This is a genomic window from Pseudomonas sp. FeS53a (genome assembly GCF_000931385.1).
GTDB lineage: Bacteria > Pseudomonadota > Gammaproteobacteria > Pseudomonadales > Pseudomonadaceae > Metapseudomonas > Metapseudomonas otitidis.
Map to the genome: position 1 here is coordinate 1 of NZ_JYFT01000005.1, position 20,917 is coordinate 20,917.

At 63.6% G+C, this 20,917-nt stretch carries 20 protein-coding genes; 16 read left to right on the forward strand and 4 right to left on the reverse strand.

Annotation, left to right across the window (positions count from 1 at the left end; all coding sequences use genetic code 11):
- Positions 1-1,005, forward strand: a 1,005-nt coding sequence (locus SZ55_RS01460; protein ID WP_044400172.1) for an ATP-binding cassette domain-containing protein, incomplete at its 5' end; no start/stop codon positions are given.
- Positions 1,006-1,015: 10 nt separating this feature from the next.
- Positions 1,016-2,122, forward strand: a complete 1,107-nt coding sequence (locus SZ55_RS01465) for a saccharopine dehydrogenase family protein (protein WP_236692377.1) — start codon at positions 1,016-1,018, stop codon at positions 2,120-2,122.
- 55 nt (positions 2,123-2,177) lie between these two features.
- Here SZ55_RS01465 and ppnP read toward each other — a convergent pair whose 3' ends face one another.
- Both ppnP and SZ55_RS01475 read right to left on the reverse strand, forming a co-directional pair.
- The gene (gene ppnP / locus SZ55_RS01470; protein ID WP_044400175.1) at positions 2,178-2,459 is read right to left on the reverse strand and encodes a pyrimidine/purine nucleoside phosphorylase; all 282 of its coding nucleotides are present in this window, start codon (positions 2,457-2,459) and stop codon (positions 2,178-2,180) included.
- Between the two features lie 67 nt (positions 2,460-2,526).
- On the reverse strand, positions 2,527-3,087 hold the full coding sequence (locus SZ55_RS01475) for an exonuclease domain-containing protein (protein ID WP_044400178.1): 561 nt from the start codon (positions 3,085-3,087) through the stop codon (positions 2,527-2,529).
- A gap of 106 nt (positions 3,088-3,193) precedes the next feature.
- Between SZ55_RS01475 and SZ55_RS01480 the strand changes: the two genes are divergently transcribed.
- Positions 3,194-4,075: an NAD(P)-dependent oxidoreductase gene (locus SZ55_RS01480; protein ID WP_263011414.1), complete on the forward strand. Its 882-nt coding sequence runs from the start codon at positions 3,194-3,196 to the stop codon at positions 4,073-4,075.
- A gap of 4 nt (positions 4,076-4,079) precedes the next feature.
- Here SZ55_RS01480 and SZ55_RS01485 read toward each other — a convergent pair whose 3' ends face one another.
- A complete protein-coding gene (locus SZ55_RS01485; protein WP_044400183.1) occupies positions 4,080-4,421 on the reverse strand; it encodes a DMT family protein in 342 nt (113 codons plus the stop codon).
- 144 nt (positions 4,422-4,565) lie between these two features.
- Between SZ55_RS01485 and SZ55_RS01490 the strand changes: the two genes are divergently transcribed.
- The 3 genes from SZ55_RS01490 to SZ55_RS01495 all read left to right on the forward strand — a co-directional run bounded on the left by SZ55_RS01490 (position 4,566) and on the right by SZ55_RS01495 (position 6,266).
- Positions 4,566-5,225 (forward strand): hypothetical protein, encoded by a 660-nt coding sequence (locus SZ55_RS01490; protein WP_152644415.1) that lies wholly within the window; start codon positions 4,566-4,568, stop codon positions 5,223-5,225.
- 107 nt (positions 5,226-5,332) lie between these two features.
- Entirely contained in the window at positions 5,333-5,608 is a 276-nt protein-coding gene (locus SZ55_RS27230; protein ID WP_082078109.1) for a YkgJ family cysteine cluster protein, read from the forward strand.
- A gap of 49 nt (positions 5,609-5,657) precedes the next feature.
- Positions 5,658-6,266, forward strand: a complete 609-nt coding sequence (locus SZ55_RS01495; protein WP_044400184.1) for an START domain-containing protein — start codon at positions 5,658-5,660, stop codon at positions 6,264-6,266.
- A gap of 58 nt (positions 6,267-6,324) precedes the next feature.
- Here SZ55_RS01495 and gltA read toward each other — a convergent pair whose 3' ends face one another.
- On the reverse strand, positions 6,325-7,611 hold the full coding sequence (gene gltA, locus SZ55_RS01500) for a citrate synthase (RefSeq protein WP_044400187.1): 1,287 nt from the start codon (positions 7,609-7,611) through the stop codon (positions 6,325-6,327).
- Between the two features lie 361 nt (positions 7,612-7,972).
- On the opposite strand from gltA, the gene sdhC reads away from it, so the two are divergent.
- From sdhC to brnQ, 10 genes are all read left to right on the forward strand, one after another.
- On the forward strand, positions 7,973-8,347 hold the full coding sequence (gene sdhC / locus SZ55_RS01505) for a succinate dehydrogenase, cytochrome b556 subunit (protein ID WP_044400192.1): 375 nt from the start codon (positions 7,973-7,975) through the stop codon (positions 8,345-8,347).
- Complete coding sequence (gene sdhD / locus SZ55_RS01510; RefSeq protein ID WP_044400195.1) at positions 8,341-8,709, forward strand: succinate dehydrogenase, hydrophobic membrane anchor protein; 369 nt, start codon at positions 8,341-8,343, stop codon at positions 8,707-8,709. Before sdhC ends, sdhD begins: the two co-directional genes overlap by 7 nt.
- Before the next feature lie 3 nt (positions 8,710-8,712).
- Entirely contained in the window at positions 8,713-10,485 is a 1,773-nt protein-coding gene (gene sdhA / locus SZ55_RS01515; protein ID WP_044400198.1) for a succinate dehydrogenase flavoprotein subunit, read from the forward strand.
- An 11-nt stretch (positions 10,486-10,496) separates the two neighbouring features.
- The gene (locus SZ55_RS01520) at positions 10,497-11,213 is read left to right on the forward strand and encodes a succinate dehydrogenase iron-sulfur subunit (protein ID WP_044400201.1); all 717 of its coding nucleotides are present in this window, start codon (positions 10,497-10,499) and stop codon (positions 11,211-11,213) included.
- Between the two features lie 246 nt (positions 11,214-11,459).
- The gene (locus SZ55_RS01525) at positions 11,460-14,291 is read left to right on the forward strand and encodes a 2-oxoglutarate dehydrogenase E1 component (RefSeq protein ID WP_044400204.1); all 2,832 of its coding nucleotides are present in this window, start codon (positions 11,460-11,462) and stop codon (positions 14,289-14,291) included.
- 42 nt (positions 14,292-14,333) lie between these two features.
- The gene (gene odhB, locus SZ55_RS01530; protein ID WP_044400207.1) at positions 14,334-15,554 is read left to right on the forward strand and encodes a 2-oxoglutarate dehydrogenase complex dihydrolipoyllysine-residue succinyltransferase; all 1,221 of its coding nucleotides are present in this window, start codon (positions 14,334-14,336) and stop codon (positions 15,552-15,554) included.
- A 66-nt stretch (positions 15,555-15,620) separates the two neighbouring features.
- Positions 15,621-17,057: a dihydrolipoyl dehydrogenase gene (gene lpdA, locus SZ55_RS01535; protein ID WP_044400210.1), complete on the forward strand. Its 1,437-nt coding sequence runs from the start codon at positions 15,621-15,623 to the stop codon at positions 17,055-17,057.
- Between the two features lie 188 nt (positions 17,058-17,245).
- The gene (gene sucC / locus SZ55_RS01540) at positions 17,246-18,412 is read left to right on the forward strand and encodes an ADP-forming succinate--CoA ligase subunit beta (protein WP_044400213.1); all 1,167 of its coding nucleotides are present in this window, start codon (positions 17,246-17,248) and stop codon (positions 18,410-18,412) included.
- Complete coding sequence (gene sucD, locus SZ55_RS01545; protein ID WP_044400216.1) at positions 18,412-19,299, forward strand: succinate--CoA ligase subunit alpha; 888 nt, start codon at positions 18,412-18,414, stop codon at positions 19,297-19,299. Before sucC ends, sucD begins: the two co-directional genes overlap by 1 nt.
- 282 nt (positions 19,300-19,581) lie before the next feature.
- A complete protein-coding gene (gene brnQ / locus SZ55_RS01550) occupies positions 19,582-20,895 on the forward strand; it encodes a branched-chain amino acid transport system II carrier protein (RefSeq protein WP_044400219.1) in 1,314 nt (437 codons plus the stop codon).
- The last annotated feature ends 22 nt before the right edge of the window (positions 20,896-20,917 follow it).

The window sequence follows — 20,917 nt, forward strand, 5'->3', positions numbered from 1 at the left end:
GTGGGGGTGATGCTCTGGGTGGGCGGGATGGACGTGATCGCTGGGCGTATTTCCGGCGGTGACCTGGCGGCGTTCGTCTTCWACAGCCTGATCGTCGGCTCGGCTTTCGGGGCCATCAGCGAGGTGATCGGCGAATTGCAGAGCGCAGCCGGTGCCGCCGAGCGCATCGCCGAACTGTTGGCGACGCGCAGCCTGATCCAGGCCCCGCCCGCTGACCAGCTTCAGCACCTGCCGCCCCGGCCGGTCGGCGCGCTCAGCCTTGAGGCGGTACGCTTCGCCTACCCCTCGCGCCCGGGTGTGCCGGCCATCGACGGCATCGATCTGGAGATCCGACCCGGCGAGACGCTGGCGTTGGTAGGGCCATCCGGTGCGGGCAAGTCGACCCTGTTCGACCTGCTGCTGCGCTTCTCCGATCCGGATTCCGGCGAGATCCGGGTCGATGGGGTGCCGCTCCGGTCGCTGGACCCGGCCGACCTGCGCCGTTGCTTTGCCCTGGTGTCGCAGTCGCCGGCGCTGTTCTTCGGCAGCGTGGAGGAGAACATTCGTTATGGCTGCCCGGCTGCCACCGCCGAGCAGGTGGAGGCGGCGGCACGTGCCGCCCACGCCCACGAGTTCATTGCGCGCATGCCCGAGGGCTATCGCACCCACCTCGGCGATGCCGGGGCCGGGCTGTCCGGCGGTCAGCGCCAGCGCCTGGCCATTGCCCGCGCGCTGCTGGTGGACGCGCCCATCCTGCTGCTGGACGAGGCGACCAGCGCACTGGACGCCGAGAGCGAATACCAGATCCAGCAGGCGCTGCCAGCGTTGATGCAGGGGCGTACGACCCTGGTGATCGCTCACCGCCTGGCGACGGTGCAGCGGGCGGATCGCATCGCCGTGATCGACCAGGGCCGCCTGGTGGCGATCGGTACCCACGCCGAGCTGGTGCGCAGCAGCCCGCTGTATGCGCGCCTGGCCGAGCTGCAGTTTTCAACCCATAGGGACGCGGCGGGTGACCGCGCCTGAGGAGCTGTTGGTGTCAACGGAACTGAACGTGCTGGTGCTGGGTGGCTATGGCAATTTCGGCCGCCTGATCGTCCGGCGCCTGGCCAGTGTGCCCGGTGTGCGGGTGCTGGTGGCGGGGCGCAACCTGGAGAAGGCCCAGGCGGTGGCCGAGGCGCAAGGTGCCCGGGCGGTGCGGCTGGACATCGATGAGCCGGGGCTGGCGGAGGCGTTCTCGCGGCTCGACGTGCAGGTGGTGATCTCCACCGTGGGGCCGTTCCAGGGGCAGGACTACCGCGTCGCCGAGGCCGCCCTGGCGGCGGGCTCGCATTACATCGACCTGGCGGATGCGCGGGGCTTCGTGTGCGGCATCACCCGGCTGGACGAGGTGGCCCGCCAGCGCGGCGTATTGCTTTGCGCGGGGGCGAGTTCTGTGCCCGGCCTGAGCGCGGCGGTGGTGGATGAGCTGCTTCCCCGTTTCGGTCGCCTGGAGCGGATCGAGCACGGCATCAGCTCTTCGGAAAAGACGCCGGGCGTCTCCACCCTGGCGGCGGTGCTCAACTATTGCGGGCGGCCGATCCGTTGCTGGCGGGATGGGCAGTGGCGCTCGGTATGCGGTTGGCAGGACCTGCGGCTGCAGCGCTTCCGCGCGCCCATGGGGGCCCGTTGGATCGGCGCCTGCGATGTACCGGACCTGGAGCTTTTCCCCGCGCGTTACCCTGGGGTGCGGGAAGTGAGCTTCCGCGCCGGGGTCGGCCTGCGTCTGACCCAGTTCGGTACCTGGGCGCTGTCCTGGCTGGTGCGTGCCGGCCTGGTGCGTGACGCCGTTCGGCTTGCGCCGCTGCTGCGGCGCGGGGCGGTGATGCTGGAGCCGCTGGGGGACGGGCTGAGTGGCATGTTCGTGCAGCTGTCCGGCCAGGACCCGAGCGGGCTGCCGCTGACGCTCACCTGGGAGTTGCTTGCCCATGACAACGACGGCCCCAACATTCCCTGCATGGCGGCCGTGGCGCTGGTGCGCAAGTTGGCGAATGGCAGCCTTGTGGCGCGTGGGGCAATGCCCTGCATCGGCCTGTTCAGTACCCAGGAGTACCTGGCGGAGCTGGAGGGCATGCGGATCGAGACCCAGGTGCGCGAGGGGTGATCGCCAGGCATGAAAAAACCGGCCACCAGGGCCGGTTTTTTCAGGGGGCCGTCACTCAGCGGTATTCGCAGAGGTAGGCGGTGTCCTGGGCGACCTTGAGCTGGAACTTGCTGTTGGCCGGTACGGTGAACTGGGTGCCGGCGGCGAAGGTTTCCCATTGCTCGCTGCCCGGCAGCTTGACGGTCAGGGCGCCGGCGATGACGTGCATCACTTCCAGCTGGTTGGTGCCGAATTCGTAGTCACCAGCGGCCATGACGCCGATGGTGGCGGGGCCTTCGCTCATGCCGAAGGCGATGGATTTTACGGTGCCGTCGAAGTACTCGTTGACCTTGAACATGGGGCGGGCTCCTTGGAAAGGGGTCTAAAAAGGCTCGCCAGTATGCCGAAGGCGTCTGACAGCGTCACTAGTCCCTTTGGCCCGGCGCTGCGGGCAGGAGGAGGGGCAGCAGCCGGGCGGTATTGCGGGCGTCTTCCAGGGCGCGGTGCTGTTGTCCCTGGAAGCTGAGCCCGGCCAGTTGCAGGGCGGCATTGAGGCCGACCGGACGCTTGAGCTGGCGGGCTTTCGCGAAGTGCTGCTTGAGGTTCAGGTGGGGGAGGCTGGCCAGCAGGCTGGTGAGCTGGTTCTGCCGCCACTCCTGCTCCAGCTGGCGGCGGTCGTAGTCGCCCCAGCTGCCCCAGCCCACCAGGCGGGGGCGATGGCTGTCGAGCCAGCGTTCGAAGCCCGTCCAGACGCTGGGCAGGGGCTGCGCGGCGTCGACATTGGCCTGGGTGATGTGGGTCAGTTCGCGGCAGAAGGTCGTCAGGCAGGGGCGGCGTTGCGGGCGCACGAAGCGCTGGAAGTGGTCCAGTTCTCGCCCTTCGGTGCTGACCAGGGTGGCGCCGATCTCAATGATTTCCATTTCTTCCATGGGCCAGCCGCCTTCGTCGGTGGTGGCTTCCAGGTCTATCACCAGCCAGTGCGGCATGGGGCTCTCCTTGGCGCCTGCAGGGTGTCTGCAATGGGCTGCGAGCGAGTATGGGGGCGCTTTCGCGGCACCGCAAACCGCGTGATAGGCTTCTTTGGACAGTCGAATGCGGAGGTGTGAGATGGCGAAGGTGAGCTTTATCGGGTTGGGCGTGATGGGGTTCCACATGGCCGGCCACCTGGCCTGCGAAGGGCACGAGGTGCGGGTCTACAACCGTACGCCGGAGAAGGCCCGGCTCTGGTGCGACGAGTTCGCCGGCGAGTGCTTCGCTACGCCACGCGAGGCGGCTGAGGGTTCCGAGTTCGTCATGACCTGTGTGGGCAATGACGATGACCTGCGTGCGGTACTGCTCGGCGATCAGGGTGCCTTTGCCGGCATGGCGCCGGGCAGCCTGCTGGTCGATCACACCACGGCATCGGCATCCGTGGCCCGTGAGCTGGCGGTACTGGCAGCGGAGCGGGAGCTGGGCTTCCTCGATGCGCCGGTGTCCGGCGGCCAGTCCGGTGCCGAGAGCGGCATGCTGACCATCATGGTGGGTGGCGAGCGTGAGCTGTACGAGCGGGCGGCTCCGGTCATCGAGGCTTACGCGCGGATGAGCCGCCTGATGGGCCCCACCGGCAGCGGGCAACTGACCAAGATGGTGAACCAGATCTGCGTGGGCGGCCTGCTGCAGGCGCTGTCCGAGGGGCTGCACTTCGCCCGCAGCGCCGGGCTGGATGCGGCGGCGGCGATGGAGGTGATCGGCAAGGGTGCGGCGCAGTCCTGGCAGCTCGACCACCGTCACCAGAGCATGCTGGAAGGCAAGTTCGACTTCGGCTTCGCGGTCGATCTGATGCGCAAGGACTACGCGATCGTCTTCGAGGAGGCGCAGCGCAACGGCATTGCGCTGCCAGTGACCGAGCTGGTGGATCGCTTCTATGCGGAAATCCAGCAGGAGGGCGGCGGTCGTTGGGACACCTCCAGCCTGATCACACGGTTGACCCGCTGACGCCTCAGGCGCGGAAGATGAAGTACACCGCACCGAGCAGGCACAGCCCTGCCCAGAGGTAGTCCAGCTTCAGCGGCTGTTGCATGAAGTAGACACTGAAGGGGACGAATACGGCGAGGGTGATGACCTCCTGCATGATCTTCAGCTGGGCGACCGACAGCGCGGTGTAGCCGATCCGGTTGGCAGGCACCTGCAGCAGGTATTCGAACAGGGCGATGCCCCAGCTGATCAGTGCGGCAATGATCCACGGCTTGGTGTTCAGGGTCTTCAGGTGGCCGTACCAGGCGAAGGTCATGAAGACGTTGGAGAAGGTCAGGAGGATGGCAGTCTGCATCCAGATGGGCATGGCAGGGCTCCGGGCGTTGGGCGGGATGCCAGCCTAATGGGCGTGATGGTGGGATGAGAAGGGGGCGGGATGCGGGGTGTGTGGGGTTGGGCGACAGCTGCGGCGCTGGCGCTTCTGGTGGCTGGTTTGGCGTGGTGGGGCTGGATGCTTCGCGCCCCTCTGTCCTCGGCGCCGAGCCTGGTGGTTCCACCGGCCTTTGCCCTGGCCAGGGAGTTCGGCTTCGGCGCCTATCGCCTGGCCTGGAGCGGGCGTGACCTGGACCTGCTCGATGGTGCGGGGCGCTCGTTGTGGCGCACAAAGGAGGGATTCCTCTCGACCGGCAGGGCTGATCCTGTGGTGCGCTGCGACGAGCAGAGCCTGGAGGGGTTCCAGAGTGCCGGTCGTCGGCTGCAGGTCTTTGGTCACCTGCGCTGCACGGATGGCCGTATCAGCCCCTATCGCCTGGAGATGCGGGACGAGGGCGCGCGCGGCGTGCTTCTGTCCGTGACCCTGGGGGATCCGGCGCTCGACCAAATTGTGCTGCGTTGGCAGCGTGAGCCCGACGAGCGTTTCCAGGGCGTTGCCGATGCCGGAAATGGCAGCGCGGCCGGTGTGGGTGAGGGGAGGGGGCCGATACCCGAAGTGAAGGAGCGCTGGATGATGGGGCCTTCCGAGTCGTTGCTGCTGCAATCGCCGAGCCGTGCGTTCTACAGCGGACCGGGTGTGACGCGGGCATTCGATGCGGAATCCGCCGAAGTCGTTTCCCTTGCCGTGGAAGCGGGCAGCCTTGAGTTGCGGGTTGCCAGGCCTGCGCTATCGCCATGACCTTCCACTGGCTCCGATGCGCGGCGGGTGCGTTCAGGCCTCTCCACAGCGAGTTGCGCCGCGAGTAGAATCCGCGCTCCCATCAGCCCTGTCATTACTCAGCGATCATGATCTGCCGAGCAGGTTGCGGTGCCTGCTGCATAGCACCGTCCATTTCTTCCCCCATCCCCGGCATGCCCGATGGCAAGGCCGCGGGAGAGCGTTGTCTGCACCTGTCCCCCGAACATCTATGCCGTTTGTTTGGCAGGCCCGAGCGTCCGCAGGTCTGTTCGGCCTTCGATGCCGATCCTTTTGTCTGTGGCGAAACCCGTGAGGACGCTATACGTTTGCTGGGCTGGCTGGAACAAGAGACCGCTGTCGCGGTCAGTCAATCTGTCCGGTAGGCGTCCAAGAGGGACGAGGACTGGTCATCGAATAACAAGGAGAAGAAGGATGGTTTCGCTGCAACGTATCGCCGTGGCCTGCGGGCTGGGTGTCCTGCTGGCGTCGGCTGCCCACGCCGAGGACTGGAAGCTGGCCAAGGACGAGGATGGCATCAAGGTCTATCTCAGCGAGGTGTCCGGTTCCAAGTACAAGGCCTATCGCGGGGTCGTCACCATCAAGTCGGACGTCGCCACCCTGCGCAAGCTGCAGGAGGATGTGTCCGGCTCCTGCAAGTGGATCCACGAGTGCGAGCAGCAGAAGCTGCTGAAGCGAGAAGGTGCGGATAGCTGGACCTACACGCGCTTCAATACGCCCTGGCCGGTCACCCCTCGTGATTCGATCATCCATGCGGTGACCAGCGAAGGCGCCGATGGCAGCCTGACCCGTGTCCTCAAGGGCGAGCCGACCTACCTGCCGGAGGAGAAGGGCTACGTTCGCGTGGCGTCGGTAGAAGGGGAGTGGAAGTTCGTGCCGAAAGGGGCCGATGCGGTGGAGGTGACCTACCAGGTCCACACCGAGCCGGGTGGCAGCGTGCCGTCCTGGCTGGCCAACAGCTTCGTGGTCGATGCGCCGTTCAATACCCTGGACCACCTGCGCAAGCTGGCCGAGAAGAAATGATCCATCGCTGAAATGAAAAAAGGCTGCCAATTGGCAGCCTTTTTCGTGGAGTTCGCGCTTACTTGCGAGCGTTGAGCTCGACGTAGTCGCGCTGCTCCGGGCCGGTGTACAGCTGGCGCGGGCGGCCAATCTTGTACGGGCCGGAAAGCATTTCCTTCCAGTGGGAGATCCAGCCGACGGTGCGCGCCAGGGCGAAGATCACGGTGAACATGCTGGTGGGAATGCCGATGGCCTTCAGGATGATGCCGGAGTAGAAGTCCACGTTCGGGTAGAGGTTGCGCTCCTTGAAGTAAGGATCGTTGCGCGCGATCTCTTCCAGTTTCATGGCCAGTTCAAGTTGCGGGTCGTTGATGCCCAGTTCGGCCAGTACTTCGTCGCAGGTCTGCTTCATGACCTTGGCGCGGGGGTCGAAGTTCTTGTAGACGCGGTGACCGAAGCCCATCAGCTTGAACGGATCGTTCTTGTCCTTGGCCTTGGCGACGTACTTCTCGATGTTGGAGACATCACCGATCTCGTCCAGCATGGTCAGTACCGCTTCGTTGGCGCCGCCGTGTGCCGGGCCCCAGAGGGCTGCAATGCCGGCAGCGATGCAGGCGAACGGGTTGGCGCCGGAGGAGCCGGCCAGGCGAACGGTGGAGGTGGAGGCGTTCTGCTCGTGGTCCGCATGCAGGATGAAGATGCGATCCATCGCCTTGGCCAGTACCGGGCTGATCGGTTTGATCTCGCACGGGGTGTTGAACATCATGTGCAGGAAGTTTTCCGCGTAGTTCAGGTCGTTACGCGGGTACATCATGGGCTGGCCCATGGAGTACTTGTAGACCATGGCGGCGATGGTCGGCATCTTGGCGACCAGGCGGATCGCGGAGATCTCGCGGTGGTGCGGGTCGTTGATGTCCAGGGAGTCGTGGTAGAAGGCGGAGAGGGCGCCGACTACGCCGCACATGATGGCCATCGGGTGGGCATCGCGGCGGAAGCCGTTGAAGAAGCTCTTGAGCTGCTCGTGCACCATGGTGTGATTCTTCACGGTGCTGACGAACTTGGCCTTTTCCTCTGCGCTGGGGAGTTCACCGTTCAGCAGGAGGTAGCAGGTCTCCAGGTAATCGGAGTTCTCGGCCAGTTGCTCGATGGGGTAGCCGCGGTGAAGCAGAATGCCCTTGTCGCCGTCGATGTAGGTAATCTTCGACTCGCAAGAGGCGGTAGACATAAAGCCAGGATCAAACGTGAAGCGCCCCGTGGAGGTCAGGCCCCGCACATCGATTACATCGGGACCTACGGTTCCGGACAGAACGGGCAGCTCGACGGGGGCTACGCCCTCGATGATCAACTGCGCTTTTTTGTCAGCCATAACGGCCTCCTATTTATGCTTGAAATCATCAGACAGCCCCCCACGCAGGGCCCGCACCACTATAGAGGTATAAATCCGAATGTCAATTTGGAGAAACCCATGTGGCAGGCGGGTTTGCGGGCATTTTTCAAGTAAAAAGGCGGCCTATTTACGCCTTTTATTTAGGGCGTGCAATCCGCTATTGGGTGGGGGGGATTGCGTTGTCATTAGTCAGCTAACTGTCTATACTCACGGCCCGACCTCAGGGGGCTTTGAAGGCCTGTAATCCGGAGGTTGGCACTCCCTTGGTGAGGGGTACCTGACCAGTGCACTTCCCGACAACTTGCCCTGATTGTTAGGGGCCTCAGTGTGAAAAAAAGCCGTGAATAGCCAACGACCTGTAAACCTAGATCTCAGGACCATCAAACTCCCGATCACAGCTTATACGTCCATTCTTCACCGCATCTCCGGCGTCATCCTCTTCATCGGCATCGCTGTGCTGCTTTATGCGCTCGGCAAGTCGCTTGAATCCGAGGCTGGCTTCGAGAGCGTGAAGGCGTGCCTGACCAGTCCGCTGGCCAAGCTTGTGATTTGGGGCCTGCTGTCCGCACTGCTCTATCACCTGGTGGCCGGCGTGCGCCACCTGGTAATGGACGCGGGTGTCGGTGAGACGCTCGAGGGCGGCAAGCGGGGCTCGAAAATCGTCATCGCAGTTTCGGCTGTGCTGATCATTCTCGCGGGGGTATGGGTATGGTAACCAACGTCACGAACTTCTCGCGTTCGGGTCTCTATGACTGGATGGCTCAGCGCGTTTCTGCAGTCGTTCTCGCGGCTTATTTCCTTTTCCTGCTGGGGTACCTCGTTGCTCACCCCGGACTGACCTTCGCCGATTGGCATGGTCTGTTCTCACAGAGCTGGATGCGCATTTTCAGTCTGCTCGGACTGGTCGCCCTGGGTGTTCATGCCTGGGTCGGCATGTGGACCATTTCCACTGACTACCTGACGCCGATGGCGCTGGGTCGTTGGGCTGTGGTCGTGCGTTTCCTGTTCCAGGCTGTTTGCGGTATGGCGATGTTCGCCTACTTCGTCTGGGGCGTTCAGATTCTGTGGGGTATCTGATTCATGGCTAACATTCGTACTCTTTCCTTCGATGCCATCATCGTCGGTGGTGGTGGTGCTGGCATGCGCGCTGCTCTGCAGCTGGCTCAGGGTGGTCACAAGACTGCCGTGGTGACCAAGGTCTTCCCGACCCGCTCCCATACCGTTTCCGCTCAAGGTGGCATCACCTGCGCCATCGCTTCGGCCGACCCGAACGACGATTGGCGCTGGCACATGTACGACACCGTCAAGGGCTCCGACTACATCGGTGACCAGGACGCTATCGAATACATGTGCTCCGTGGGGCCGGAGGCCGTGTTCGAGCTCGAGCACATGGGTCTGCCGTTCTCCCGTACCGAACAAGGTCGCATCTACCAGCGTCCGTTCGGCGGCCAGTCCAAGGACTTCGGCAAGGGCGGTCAGGCTGCTCGTACCTGCGCCGCAGCCGACCGTACCGGTCACGCGCTGCTGCACACCCTGTACCAGGCCAACCTGAAGAACGGTACCTCGTTCCTCAATGAGTGGTATGCCGTTGACCTGGTGAAGAACCAGGACGGCGCCATCGTCGGCATCATCGCCATCTGCATCGAGACCGGCGAGACCGTCTACATCCGCTCCAAGGCCGTCGTGCTGGCCACCGGCGGTGCAGGCCGTATCTACGCTTCCACCACCAATGCCCTGATCAACACCGGTGACGGTGTCGGCATGGCCCTGCGCGCTGGCGTGCCGGTCCAGGACATCGAGATGTGGCAGTTCCACCCGACCGGTATTGCCGGCGCCGGCGTGCTGGTGACCGAAGGTTGCCGTGGTGAGGGTGGTTACCTGATCAACGCCCATGGCGAGCGTTTCATGGAGCGTTACGCTCCGAACGCCAAAGACCTGGCAGGTCGCGATGTGGTTGCCCGCTCCATGGTCAAGGAAGTGATCGCCGGCAACGGCGTCGGCCCGAACAAGGACCACGTGCTGCTGAAGCTGGACCACCTCGGTGAGGAAGTCCTGCACAGCCGCCTGCCCGGCATCTGCGAACTGTCCAAGACCTTCGCGCACGTCGACCCCGTTGTTGCGCCGATCCCGGTCATCCCGACCTGCCACTACATGATGGGTGGCGTTGCCACCAACATCCATGGCCAGGCCATTACCCAGGATGCCAACGGCAACGACACAATCATCGAAGGCCTGTTCGCGGTCGGCGAAGTCGCGTGCGTATCCGTGCATGGTGCCAACCGCCTGGGCGGCAACTCCCTGCTGGACCTCGTAGTCTTCGGTCGTGCGGCTGGCCTGCACCTCGAGAAGGCCCTCAAGGAAGGCATCGAGACCCGTGGCGCGAGCGACACCGACATCGAGCAATCCCTCAAGCGTCTGGCTGGTGTCAACGAGCGTTCCAGTGGTGAAGAAGTCGCCCCGCTGAAGCGCGAACTGCAACAGTGCATGCAGAACTACTTCGGTGTGTTCCGCACTGGCGAATACATGCAGAAGGGCATCGCCCAACTCGCCGACCTGCGCGAGCGCATCGCCGGCGTCAAGATCAACGATAAGTCCCAGGCTTTCAACACTGCGCGCATCGAAGCGCTGGAGTTGCAGAACCTGCTGGAAGTCGCGGAAGCCACTGCCATCGCCGCCGAGGTCCGCAAGGAGTCCCGTGGTGCCCATGCCCGCGAAGACTTCGAGGATCGGGACGACGAGAACTGGCTGTGCCATACCCTGTACTTCCCGGGTGAGAAGCGCGTATCCAAGCGCGCCGTCAACTTCGCGCCGAAGACCGTTCCGGCCTTCGAACCCAAAGTACGTACCTATTAAGGGTGGCCGACATGTCCAACACTCTCACTGTCAGCGTCTATCGCTACAACCCGGAGAGCGACAGCGCTCCGACCATGCAGGACTTCCAGGTTGATACCGGCGGCAAGGACATCATGGTTCTCGATGTCCTGGCCCTGATCAAGGAAAAGGACGAGGGTTTTTCCTACCGTCGTTCCTGCCGTGAAGGCGTCTGCGGCTCCGATGGCATGAACATCAACGGCAAGAACGGCCTGGCCTGCATCACCCCGCTGTCCGCTGCCGGGCTGAAGGGCGGCAAGCTGGTGATCCGCCCGCTGCCGGGCCTGCCGGTCATCCGTGACCTCGTCGTCGACATGAGCATCTTCTACAAGCAGTACGAGAAGGTGAAACCCTTCCTGCAGAACGACACGCCCGCTCCGGCGATCGAGCGTCTGCAGTCCCCGGAACAGCGCGAGAAGCTGGACGGTCTGTATGAGTGCATCCTGTGTGCTTGCTGCTCGACCTCCTGCCCGTCGTTCTGGTGGAACCCCGACAAGTTCCTCGGTCCCGCTGCGCTGCTGCAGGCCTACCGTTTCCTGGCCGACAGCCGCGACACCAAGACCGAAGAGCGTCTGGCTGCCCTGGATGACCCGTTCAGCGTATTCCGCTGCCGCGGCATCATGAACTGCGTGAACGTCTGCCCCAAGGGTCTGAACCCCACCAAGGCTATCGGTCACGTACGCAACATGCTGCTGCAAAGCGGTACCTGATGCGTTACATGCTGTACCCGTAACACCTGCGGCGCCTTTCGGGGCGCCGCAGTACAACCAGGACCGACGCTCACAAAGCCGAAGTCCTTATTTGAAATGATATAGATGACCAGCAGGGGCAACCGGGCTGGTGCCCGGACTATCTGCGGGATCCTGAGTGGCTTTCATCCTGGTCGCCGTACCCGGAGTTGAGGCTGCGATGCCGATTCCACGCCGGTGGTGTCCCCTTACCGAGGGTGACCAAGCATGCAAGAAAGCGAAATGCAGCGCATGTGGAACAGCGCCCACCTATCCGGTGGCAACGCTGCATATGTGGAAGAGCTCTATGAGCTTTACCTGCACGATCCCAACGCTGTGCCAGAAGAGTGGCGCACCTACTTCCAGAAGTTGCCGTCCGACGGCAATGCAGCCACCGACGTATCGCATTCTACCGTTCGCGACCATTTCGTCCTGCTCGCCAAGAACCAGCGCCGCGCTCAGCCGGTTTCCGCTGGCAGCGTCAGCACCGAGCACGAGAAGAAGCAGGTTGAAGTCCTGCGCCTGATCCAGGCCTTCCGCATGCGCGGCCATCAGGCGGCCCAGCTCGACCCCCTTGGCCTCTGGCAGCGCAAGGCGCCGGCCGATCTGGCGATCAATCACTACGGCCTGACCGATGCCGATCTCGACACCACCTTCCGTACCGGTGAGCTTTACATCGGCAAGGAAGAGGCAACCCTGCGCGAGATCCACCAGGCCCTGCAGCAAACCTATTGCAGCACCTTCGGCGCCGAGTTCACCCACATCGTCGATTCCGAGCAGCGCAAGTGGTTCCAGCAGCGTCTGGAAAGCGTGCGTGGCCGTCCGTCCTTCTCCCCTGAGGTCAAGAGCCACCTGCTCGAGCGCCTGACTGCGGCCGAAGGCCTGGAGAAGTACCTGGGCACCAAGTACCCGGGCACCAAGCGTTTCGGCCTGGAAGGTGGTGAAAGCCTCATTCCGATGCTGGACGAGATCATCCAGCGTTCCGGTGCATACGGTACCCAGGAGATCGTCATCGGCATGGCCCACCGGGGCCGCCTGAACGTACTGGTCAACACCTTCGGCAAGAACCCGCGCGACCTCTTCGACGAGTTCGAAGGCAAGAAGGTCGAGGGCCTGTCCTCCGGTGACGTGAAGTACCACCAGGGTTTCTCCTCCAACGTCATGACCGCAGGTGGCGAAGTTCACTTGGCCCTGGCGTTCAACCCCTCCCACCTGGAAATCGTTTCTCCGGTGGTGGAAGGTTCCGTTCGTGCCCGTCAGGATCGCCGCAAGGACAAGACTGGCGACAAGGTACTGCCGATCTCCATCCACGGTGACGCCGCCTTCGCAGGCCAGGGCGTGGTCATGGAAACCTTCCAGATGTCGCAGACCCGTGGCTACCGCACCGGCGGCACGGTTCACATCGTCATCAACAACCAGGTCGGTTTCACCACCAGCCGCCAGGAAGATGCGCGCTCCACCGAGTACGCCACCGACGTCGCCAAGATGATCCAGGCGCCGATCTTCCACGTGAACGGTGATGACCCCGAAGCCGTCCTGTTCGTGACCCAGCTGGCCGTTGACTACCGCATGCAGTTCAAGCGCGACGTGGTGATCGACCTGGTCTGCTACCGTCGCCGCGGCCACAACGAGGCCGACGAGCCGTCCGGTACCCAGCCGCTGATGTACCAGCAGATCGCCAAGCAGCGCACCACCCGTGAGCTGTACGCAGATGCCCTGATCCAGGGGGGCGTGCTCGATGTCGAGCGCATCCAGGCCAAGATGGACGAGTACCGCACTGCGCTGGACAACGGCCAGCACGTGGTCAAGAGCCTGGTGAAGGAGCCCAACAAGGAGCTGTTCGTCGACTGGCGTCCGTACCTGGGCCATGCCTGGACCGCTCGTCACGACACCCGTTTCGACCTGAAGACCCTGCAGGAACTCTCCGCCAAGCTGCTGGAGATCCCGGAAGGTTTCGTCGTCCAGCGCCAGGTCTCGAAGATCCTCGAAGACCGCCAGAAGATGGGCGCCGGCGGCTTGCCGATCAACTGGGGCTACGCCGAGACCATGGCCTACGCCACCCTGCTGTTCGAAGGCCACCCGGTTCGCATCACCGGCCAGGACGTGGGCCGCGGCACCTTCTCGCACCGCCACGCGGCGCTGCACAACCAGAAGGATGCCAGCACCTACCTGCCGCTGCAGAACCTGTTCGACGGCCAGCCGAGCTTCGAGCTGTACGACTCCTACCTCTCCGAGGAAGCCGTACTGGCGTTCGAATACGGCTACTCCACCACCACGCCCAACGCGCTGGTGATCTGGGAGGCCCAGTTCGGTGACTTCGCCAACGGCGCCCAGGTGGTGATCGACCAGTTCATCACCAGCGGCGAGCACAAGTGGGGCCGTCTGTGCGGCCTGACCATGCTGCTGCCGCACGGCTACGAAGGCCAGGGTCCGGAGCACTCCTCTGCGCGTCTGGAGCGCTACCTGCAGCTGTGCGCCGAGCACAACATCCAGGTTTGCGTGCCGACCACGCCGGCTCAGGTCTACCACATGCTGCGCCGCCAGGTGATTCGCCCGCTGCGCAAGCCGCTGGTTGCCCTTACGCCCAAGTCGCTGCTGCGTCACAAGCTGGCCATCTCCACCCTGGAAGATCTGGCCGAAGGCTCCTTCCAGACCGTCATCGGCGAGATCGATCCGATCGATCCGAAGAAGGTCGAGCGCCTCGTGCTCTGCAGCGGCAAGGTCTACTACGACCTGCTGGAGAAGCGTCGCACCGAAGGCCGCGAGGACATCGCGATCGTGCGTATCGAGCAGCTGTATCCGTTCCCGGAAGACGACCTGGCTGAGGTTCTGGCTGCCTATAAGAACCTCAAGCACATCGTCTGGTGCCAGGAAGAGCCCATGAACCAGGGCGCCTGGTACTGCAGCCAGCACCATATGCGTCGTGTGGCCAGCGCCCACAAGAAAGGCCTGTTCCTCGAGTACGCCGGGCGTGATGCCTCGGCCTCTCCGGCCTGTGGCTACGCCTCCATGCACGCCGAGCAGCAGGAAAAACTGCTGCAGGACGCCTTTACTGTTTAACGCCTTCGCGCAGAAAACCGAATCAGACAGGAAAAACACACAATGGCTATCGAGATCAAAGCCCCAACCTTCCCGGAATCGGTCGCCGACGGCACCGTGGCCACCTGGCACAAGAAGCCGGGCGACGCCGTCAAGCGTGACGAGCTGATCGTCGACATCGAGACCGACAAAGTCGTAATGGAAGTGCTGGCCGAGGCCGACGGCGTACTGGCAGAAATCGTCAAGAACGAGGGCGACACCGTTCTCAGTGGCGAGCTGCTGGGCAAACTGAACGAAGGCGGCGCTGCCGCCGCCCCGGCCGCCGCTGCTGCCCCGGCTCCGGCCGCTCAGGCTGCTGCCCCCGCTGCTGCTGGTGACGACGCCATCCTGTCCCCGGCCGCTCGCAAGCTGGCCGAGGAAAACGGCATCGACCCGAACAGCATCGCCGGCACCGGCAAAGGTGGCCGCGTAACCAAGGAAGACGTGGTTGCCGCTGTCGAGGCGAAGAAGAACGCCCCGGCCGCTCCGGCTGCCAAACCGGCTGCTCCGGCCGCCGAGGCGCCGGTATTCGCTGCGGGTGACCGCGTCGAGAAGCGCGTCCCGATGACCCGCCTGCGCGCCAAGGTTGCCGAGCGTCTGGTCGAAGCCCAGTCCACCATGGCCATGCTGACCACCTTCAACGAAGTCGACATGACCGAAGTCATGGCCCTGCGTTCGAAGTACAAGGACCTGTTCGAGAAGACCCACAACGGCGTTCGCCTGGGCTTCATGTCCTTCTTCGTCAAGGCGTCCGTCGAAGCGCTGAAGCGCTTCCCGGCTGTCAACGCCTCCATCGACGGCAACGACATCGTCTACCACGGCTACCAGGACATCGGCGTTGCCGTTTCCAGCGACCGTGGCCTGGTGGTTCCGGTCCTGCGCAACGCCGAGCTGATGAGCCTGGCCGAAGTCGAGAACGGCATCGCCACTTTCGGCAAGAAGGCCCGTGAGGGCAAGCTGTCCATCGACGAGATGACCGGTGGCACCTTCACCATCACCAACGGCGGTACCTTCGGTTCGATGATGTCGACCCCGATCGTCAACCCGCCGCAGGCTGCCATCCTCGGCATGCACAACATCATCCAGCGCCCCATGGCGATCAACGGCCAGGTTGTGATCCGGCCGATGATGTACCTGGCTCTGTCCTACGATCACCGTCTGATCGATGGCAAGGAAGCCGTCAGCTTCCTGGTGACCATCAAGAACCTGCTGGAAGACCCGGCTCGTCTGCTGCTGGACATCTGATCGGCGATCTCTCCAAACGGCGGCCCCGCAAGGGGCCGTCCGGTTTCATACGAGAAGGAATGAGTTATGACCCAGAAATTCGACGTGGTAGTGATTGGTGCGGGCCCTGGCGGTTACGTGGCAGCCATCAAGGCGGCCCAACTCGGCCTGAAGACCGCCTGCATCGAGAAGTACCAGGGTAAGGACGGCAAGACCGCGCTGGGCGGTACCTGCCTGAACGTCGGCTGCATCCCGTCGAAGGCGCTGCTGGACAGCTCGTACAAGTACCACGAGGCCCATGAGGCCTTCAAAGTGCACGGTATCGAAGCCAAGGGCGTCTCCATCGACGTGCCGACCATGGTTGGTCGCAAGGACACCATCGTCAAGAACCTGACCGGCGGCGTCAGCACCCTGTTCAAGGCCAACGGCGTCACCCTGCTGGAAGGCCACGGCAAGCTGCTGGCCAACAAGCAGGTCGAAGTCACCGGTCTGGATGGCAAGGTCCAGGTCGTCGAGGCCGAGAACGTGATCCTCGCCTCCGGCTCCAAGCCGGTCGAGATTCCCCCGGCCCCGGTTGACCAGGACGTCATCGTCGACTCCACCGGCGCGCTGGACTTCCAGTCCGTACCGAAGAAGCTGGGCGTGATCGGCGCGGGCGTCATCGGTCTGGAGCTGGGCTCCGTCTGGGCCCGCCTGGGCGCTGAAGTGACCGTCATCGAAGCCCTGGACAAGTTCCTGCCGGCCGCTGACGAGCAGATCGCCAAGGAAGCCCTGAAGATCCTCACCAAGCAGGGCCTGAAGATTCGCCTGGGCGCCCGCGTGACCGGCACCGACGTGAAGAAGAAGCAGGTCACTGTCAGCTTCACCGACGCCAACGGCGAGCAGAAGGAAGTCTTCGACAAGCTGATCGTCGCGGTCGGCCGTCGCCCGGTGACCACCGACCTGCTGGCCGCTGACAGCGGCGTCACCCTCGATGAGCGTGGCTACATCTACGTCGACGACCACTGCAAGACCAGCGTCCCCGGCGTCTACGCCATCGGTGACGTGGTACGTGGCGCCATGCTGGCTCACAAGGCCTCGGAAGAGGGCATCATGGTTGCCGAGCGCATCGCAGGCCACAAGGCCCAGATGAACTACGACCTGATCCCGTCCGTGATCTACACCCACCCGGAAATTGCATGGGTCGGCAAGACCGAGCAGTCCCTGAAGGCCGAAGGCGTCGAGATCAACGTCGGTACCTTCCCCTTCGCCGCCAGTGGCCGTGCCATGGCTGCCAATGACACTGCCGGCCTGGTCAAGGTCATCGCCGATGCCAAGACCGACCGCGTCCTGGGCGTCCACGTGATCGGCCCGAGCGCTGCCGAGCTGGTCCAGCAGGGCGCCATCGGCATGGAGTTCGGCACCAGTGCCGAAGACCTGGGCATGATGGTCTTCTCGCACCCGACCCTGTCCGAAGCGCTCCACGAAGCGGCCCTGGCCGTCAACGGCCACGCGATCCACATCGCCAACCGCAAGAAGCGCTGAGCACTATCCCCGGGGAGGGCGCGCGCGACCTTCCCGGGGCAGCAGAACCACGGTGGGCAGCCCGTCGTGAAGCCTTAGGGCGTTCACCGCGGAACGCTCGCCGGACTGCCCCAGGGCAGTCACAGGTGGCGCGGCACCACGAATGCAGCGCCGAATGCGCAATACCCAAACGAAGACGGTAGACAAGCATGAATCTCCACGAATATCAGGGTAAGCAGCTGTTCGCTGAATACGGCCTGCCCGTATCCAAGGGCTTTGCCGTAGACACCCCGGAAGAAGCCGCTGAAGCCTGCGACAAGATCGGTGGCAGCGAATGGGTCGTGAAGGCCCAGGTCCACGCCGGTGGCCGCGGTAAAGCGGGCGGCGTGAAGCTGGTCAAGAGCAAGGAAGACGCCAAGGCCTTCGCCGCCAACTGGCTGGGCAAGCGCCTGGTGACCTACCAGACTGACGCCAATGGTCAGCCGGTCAGCAAGATCCTGGTCGAGTCCTGCACCGATATCGCCAAGGAACTGTACCTGGGCGCCGTGGTAGACCGTTCCAGCCGCCGCATCGTGTTCATGGCCTCCACCGAAGGTGGCGTGGACATCGAGAAAGTAGCCCACGAGACTCCCGAGAAGATCCTCAAGGCCACCATCGATCCGCTGGTTGGCGCTCAGCCCTACCAGGGCCGCGAGCTGGCCTTCCAGCTGGGCCTGCAAGGCGACCAGATCAAGCAGTTCACCCACATCTTCGTGAACCTGGCCAAGCTGTTCCAGGACTACGACCTGGCCCTGCTGGAAGTGAACCCGCTGGTCATCAAGGCCGACGGCAACCTGCACTGCCTGGACGCCAAGATCAACATCGACAGCAACGCCATGTACCGTCAGCCCAAGCTGCGCGCCATGCACGACCCGTCCCAGGACGATGCTCGTGAAGCCCATGCGCAGAAGTGGGAACTGAACTACGTCGCGCTGGAAGGCAACATCGGCTGCATGGTCAACGGCGCTGGCCTGGCCATGGGCACCATGGACATCGTCAACCTGCACGGTGGCAAGCCTGCCAACTTCCTCGACGTCGGCGGCGGCGCAACCAAAGAGCGCGTCACCGAGGCCTTCAAGATCATCCTGTCCGACAGCAACGTCGCTGCCGTACTGGTGAACATCTTCGGCGGTATCGTTCGTTGCGACATGATTGCCGAAGGCATCATCGGTGCAGTGAAGGAAGTCGGCGTGAAGATCCCGGTGGTCGTCCGTCTGGAAGGCAACAACGCCGAACTCGGCGCCAAGGTACTGGCCGAGAGCGGTCTGAACATCATCGCGGCGACCAGCCTGACCGACGCTGCCCAGCAGGTCGTCAAGGCCGCGGAGGGTAAGTAATGAGCGTCCTGATCAATAAAGACACCAAAGTAATCTGCCAGGGCTTCACCGGCTCGCAGGGTACCTTCCACTCCGAACAAGCCATCGCCTACGGCACCAAGATGGTTGGTGGCGTGACCCCCGGCAAGGGCGGCACCACCCACCTCGGCCTGCCGGTGTTCAACACCGTCAAGGAAGCCGTGGAAGCCACCGGCGCCGATGCTTCGGTGATCTACGTTCCGGCCCCGTTCTGCAAGGACTCCATCCTTGAAGCAGCCTTCGGCGGCATCAAGCTGATCGTCTGCATCACCGAAGGCATCCCGACCATCGACATGCTGGAAGCCAAGGTCAAGTGCGACGAACTGGGCGTACGCCTGATCGGCCCGAACTGCCCCGGCGTCATCACCCCCGGCGAGTGCAAGATCGGCATCATGCCCGGTCACATCCACCTGCCGGGCAAGGTCGGCATCGTGTCCCGTTCGGGCACCCTGACCTATGAAGCCGTGAAGCAGACCACCGACGCCGGCTTCGGCCAGTCCACCTGCGTGGGCATCGGTGGCGACCCGATCCCGGGCTCCAACTTCATCGACATCCTGAAGCTGTTCCAGGAAGACCCGAAGACCGAAGCGATCGTCATGATCGGTGAGATCGGTGGTTCCGCTGAAGAAGAAGCCGCTGCCTACATCAAGGCCAACGTGACCAAGCCGGTGGTGTCCTACATCGCTGGTGTCACCGCACCGCCCGGCAAGCGCATGGGCCACGCCGGCGCCATCATCTCCGGCGGCAAGGGCACTGCGGACGAGAAGTTCGCCGCCCTGCAGGACGCTGGTGTGAAGACCGTGCGTTCCCTGGCCGACATCGGCAAGGCCCTGGCCGAGCTGACCGGCTGGGAAGTCAAGAACGCCTGAGCGTGATTGACTGATGGCGAAGGCCACCCTCGGGTGGCCTTCGTTTTTTCTGTCGCAATGTAGCCATGGCGACAACCGATTACAGCAAGCCGACAGCCTGACCTGCATCAGTGCCGCAAAACCGTCGGATTCGCTAGGCTTGCGACCTTCCTGCGCATGAACCCCAAAAGGGGGAAGGCGCGCATTAGTAGTGGTTTGCCCCAAACGGGCGGATGACGGTTCCCCTCACCCAAAGGGAAACCCCCTCGGAACAATGAATTTCGACTCGTGGTATCCCTCTCTATGACTCGTTTGAAAGGCTCGGACCTCCTGGCCCTCGGCTTCATGACCTTTGCGCTCTTCCTGGGCGCCGGCAACATCATCTTCCCCCCCAGCGCCGGCATGGCGGCAGGCGAGAACGTCTGGTTCGCTGCGATGGGCTTTCTGCTGACCGGCGTCGGCCTGCCTTTGCTGACCGTCATTGCCCTGGCGCGGGTAGGTGGCGGCATGGATCGCCTGACCTCGCCCCTGGGCAAGGTGGCAGGGCTTCTGCTGGCCATTGCCGTGTACCTGGCCATAGGGCCTCTGTTCGCGACGCCGCGTACCGCTGTCGTCTCCTTCGAAATGGGCGTTGCCCCCTTCACCGGCGACAACCCCACGGCACTGGCCCTCTATTCGCTGGTCTATTTCGCCTTCGCGCTGTTCCTCGCGCTCAACCCCGGGCGGCTGGTGGACAGCATTGGCAAGTTCATCACCCCGGTGCTGTTGTCGGCGCTTCTGGTCCTGGGTGGTGCGGCGCTGTTCGCACCGGCGGGCGACATCGGTGCCAGCAACGACGCCTACGCCAAGGCCCCCTTCGTCGAGGGCTTCCTGCAGGGCTACCTGACCATGGACACCCTGGGCGCGCTGGTATTCGGCATCGTGATCGCCACGGCGATCCACGACCGTGGCATCTCCGAGCCGCGTCTGGTCACCCGTTACTCGGTGATCGCCGGCAGCATCGCTGCAATCGGCCTTTCCCTGGTCTACCTCACGCTGTTCTACCTCGGCGCCACCAGCCAGGGCATTGCCGGCGAGGCGCAGAACGGTGTGCAGATCCTCACGGCCTATGTGCAGCACACCTTCGGGACCGCCGGTAGCCTGCTGCTGGCCCTGGTCATCACCCTGGCGTGCCTCACCACGGCCGTTGGTCTGCTTACGGCCTGTGGCGAGTTCTTCAGCGGCTTCCTGCCGTTCTCCTACCGCATGGTAGTCATCATCCTGGGCGTCTTCAGTTTGGTCGTTGCTAACCAAGGCCTGACGGAACTGATCCGCCTCTCGGTTCCTGTCCTCGTAGGGCTTTATCCCCTGGCCATTGTGCTGGTTGCCTTGAGCCTGGCATCGAGCCTGTGGGTCGACGCCCGCCGGGTCTTCATCCCCACCATGGCCGTCGCCCTGGTGTTCGGTGTGTTGGATGGCATCGGTGCGGCTGGCTTCAAGAGCTGGATACCTGGTTTCGTCGCGCAACTGCCGCTCGCAGATCAGAGCCTCGGCTGGTCGCTGCCGGTGCTGGCAGTCCTGTTGGTCGCCGCTATGCTGGATCGACTGCTGGGGGCCAAGGCACCACAAGTCGCCTGAGGTTCGTAGCCAAAAGAGACCG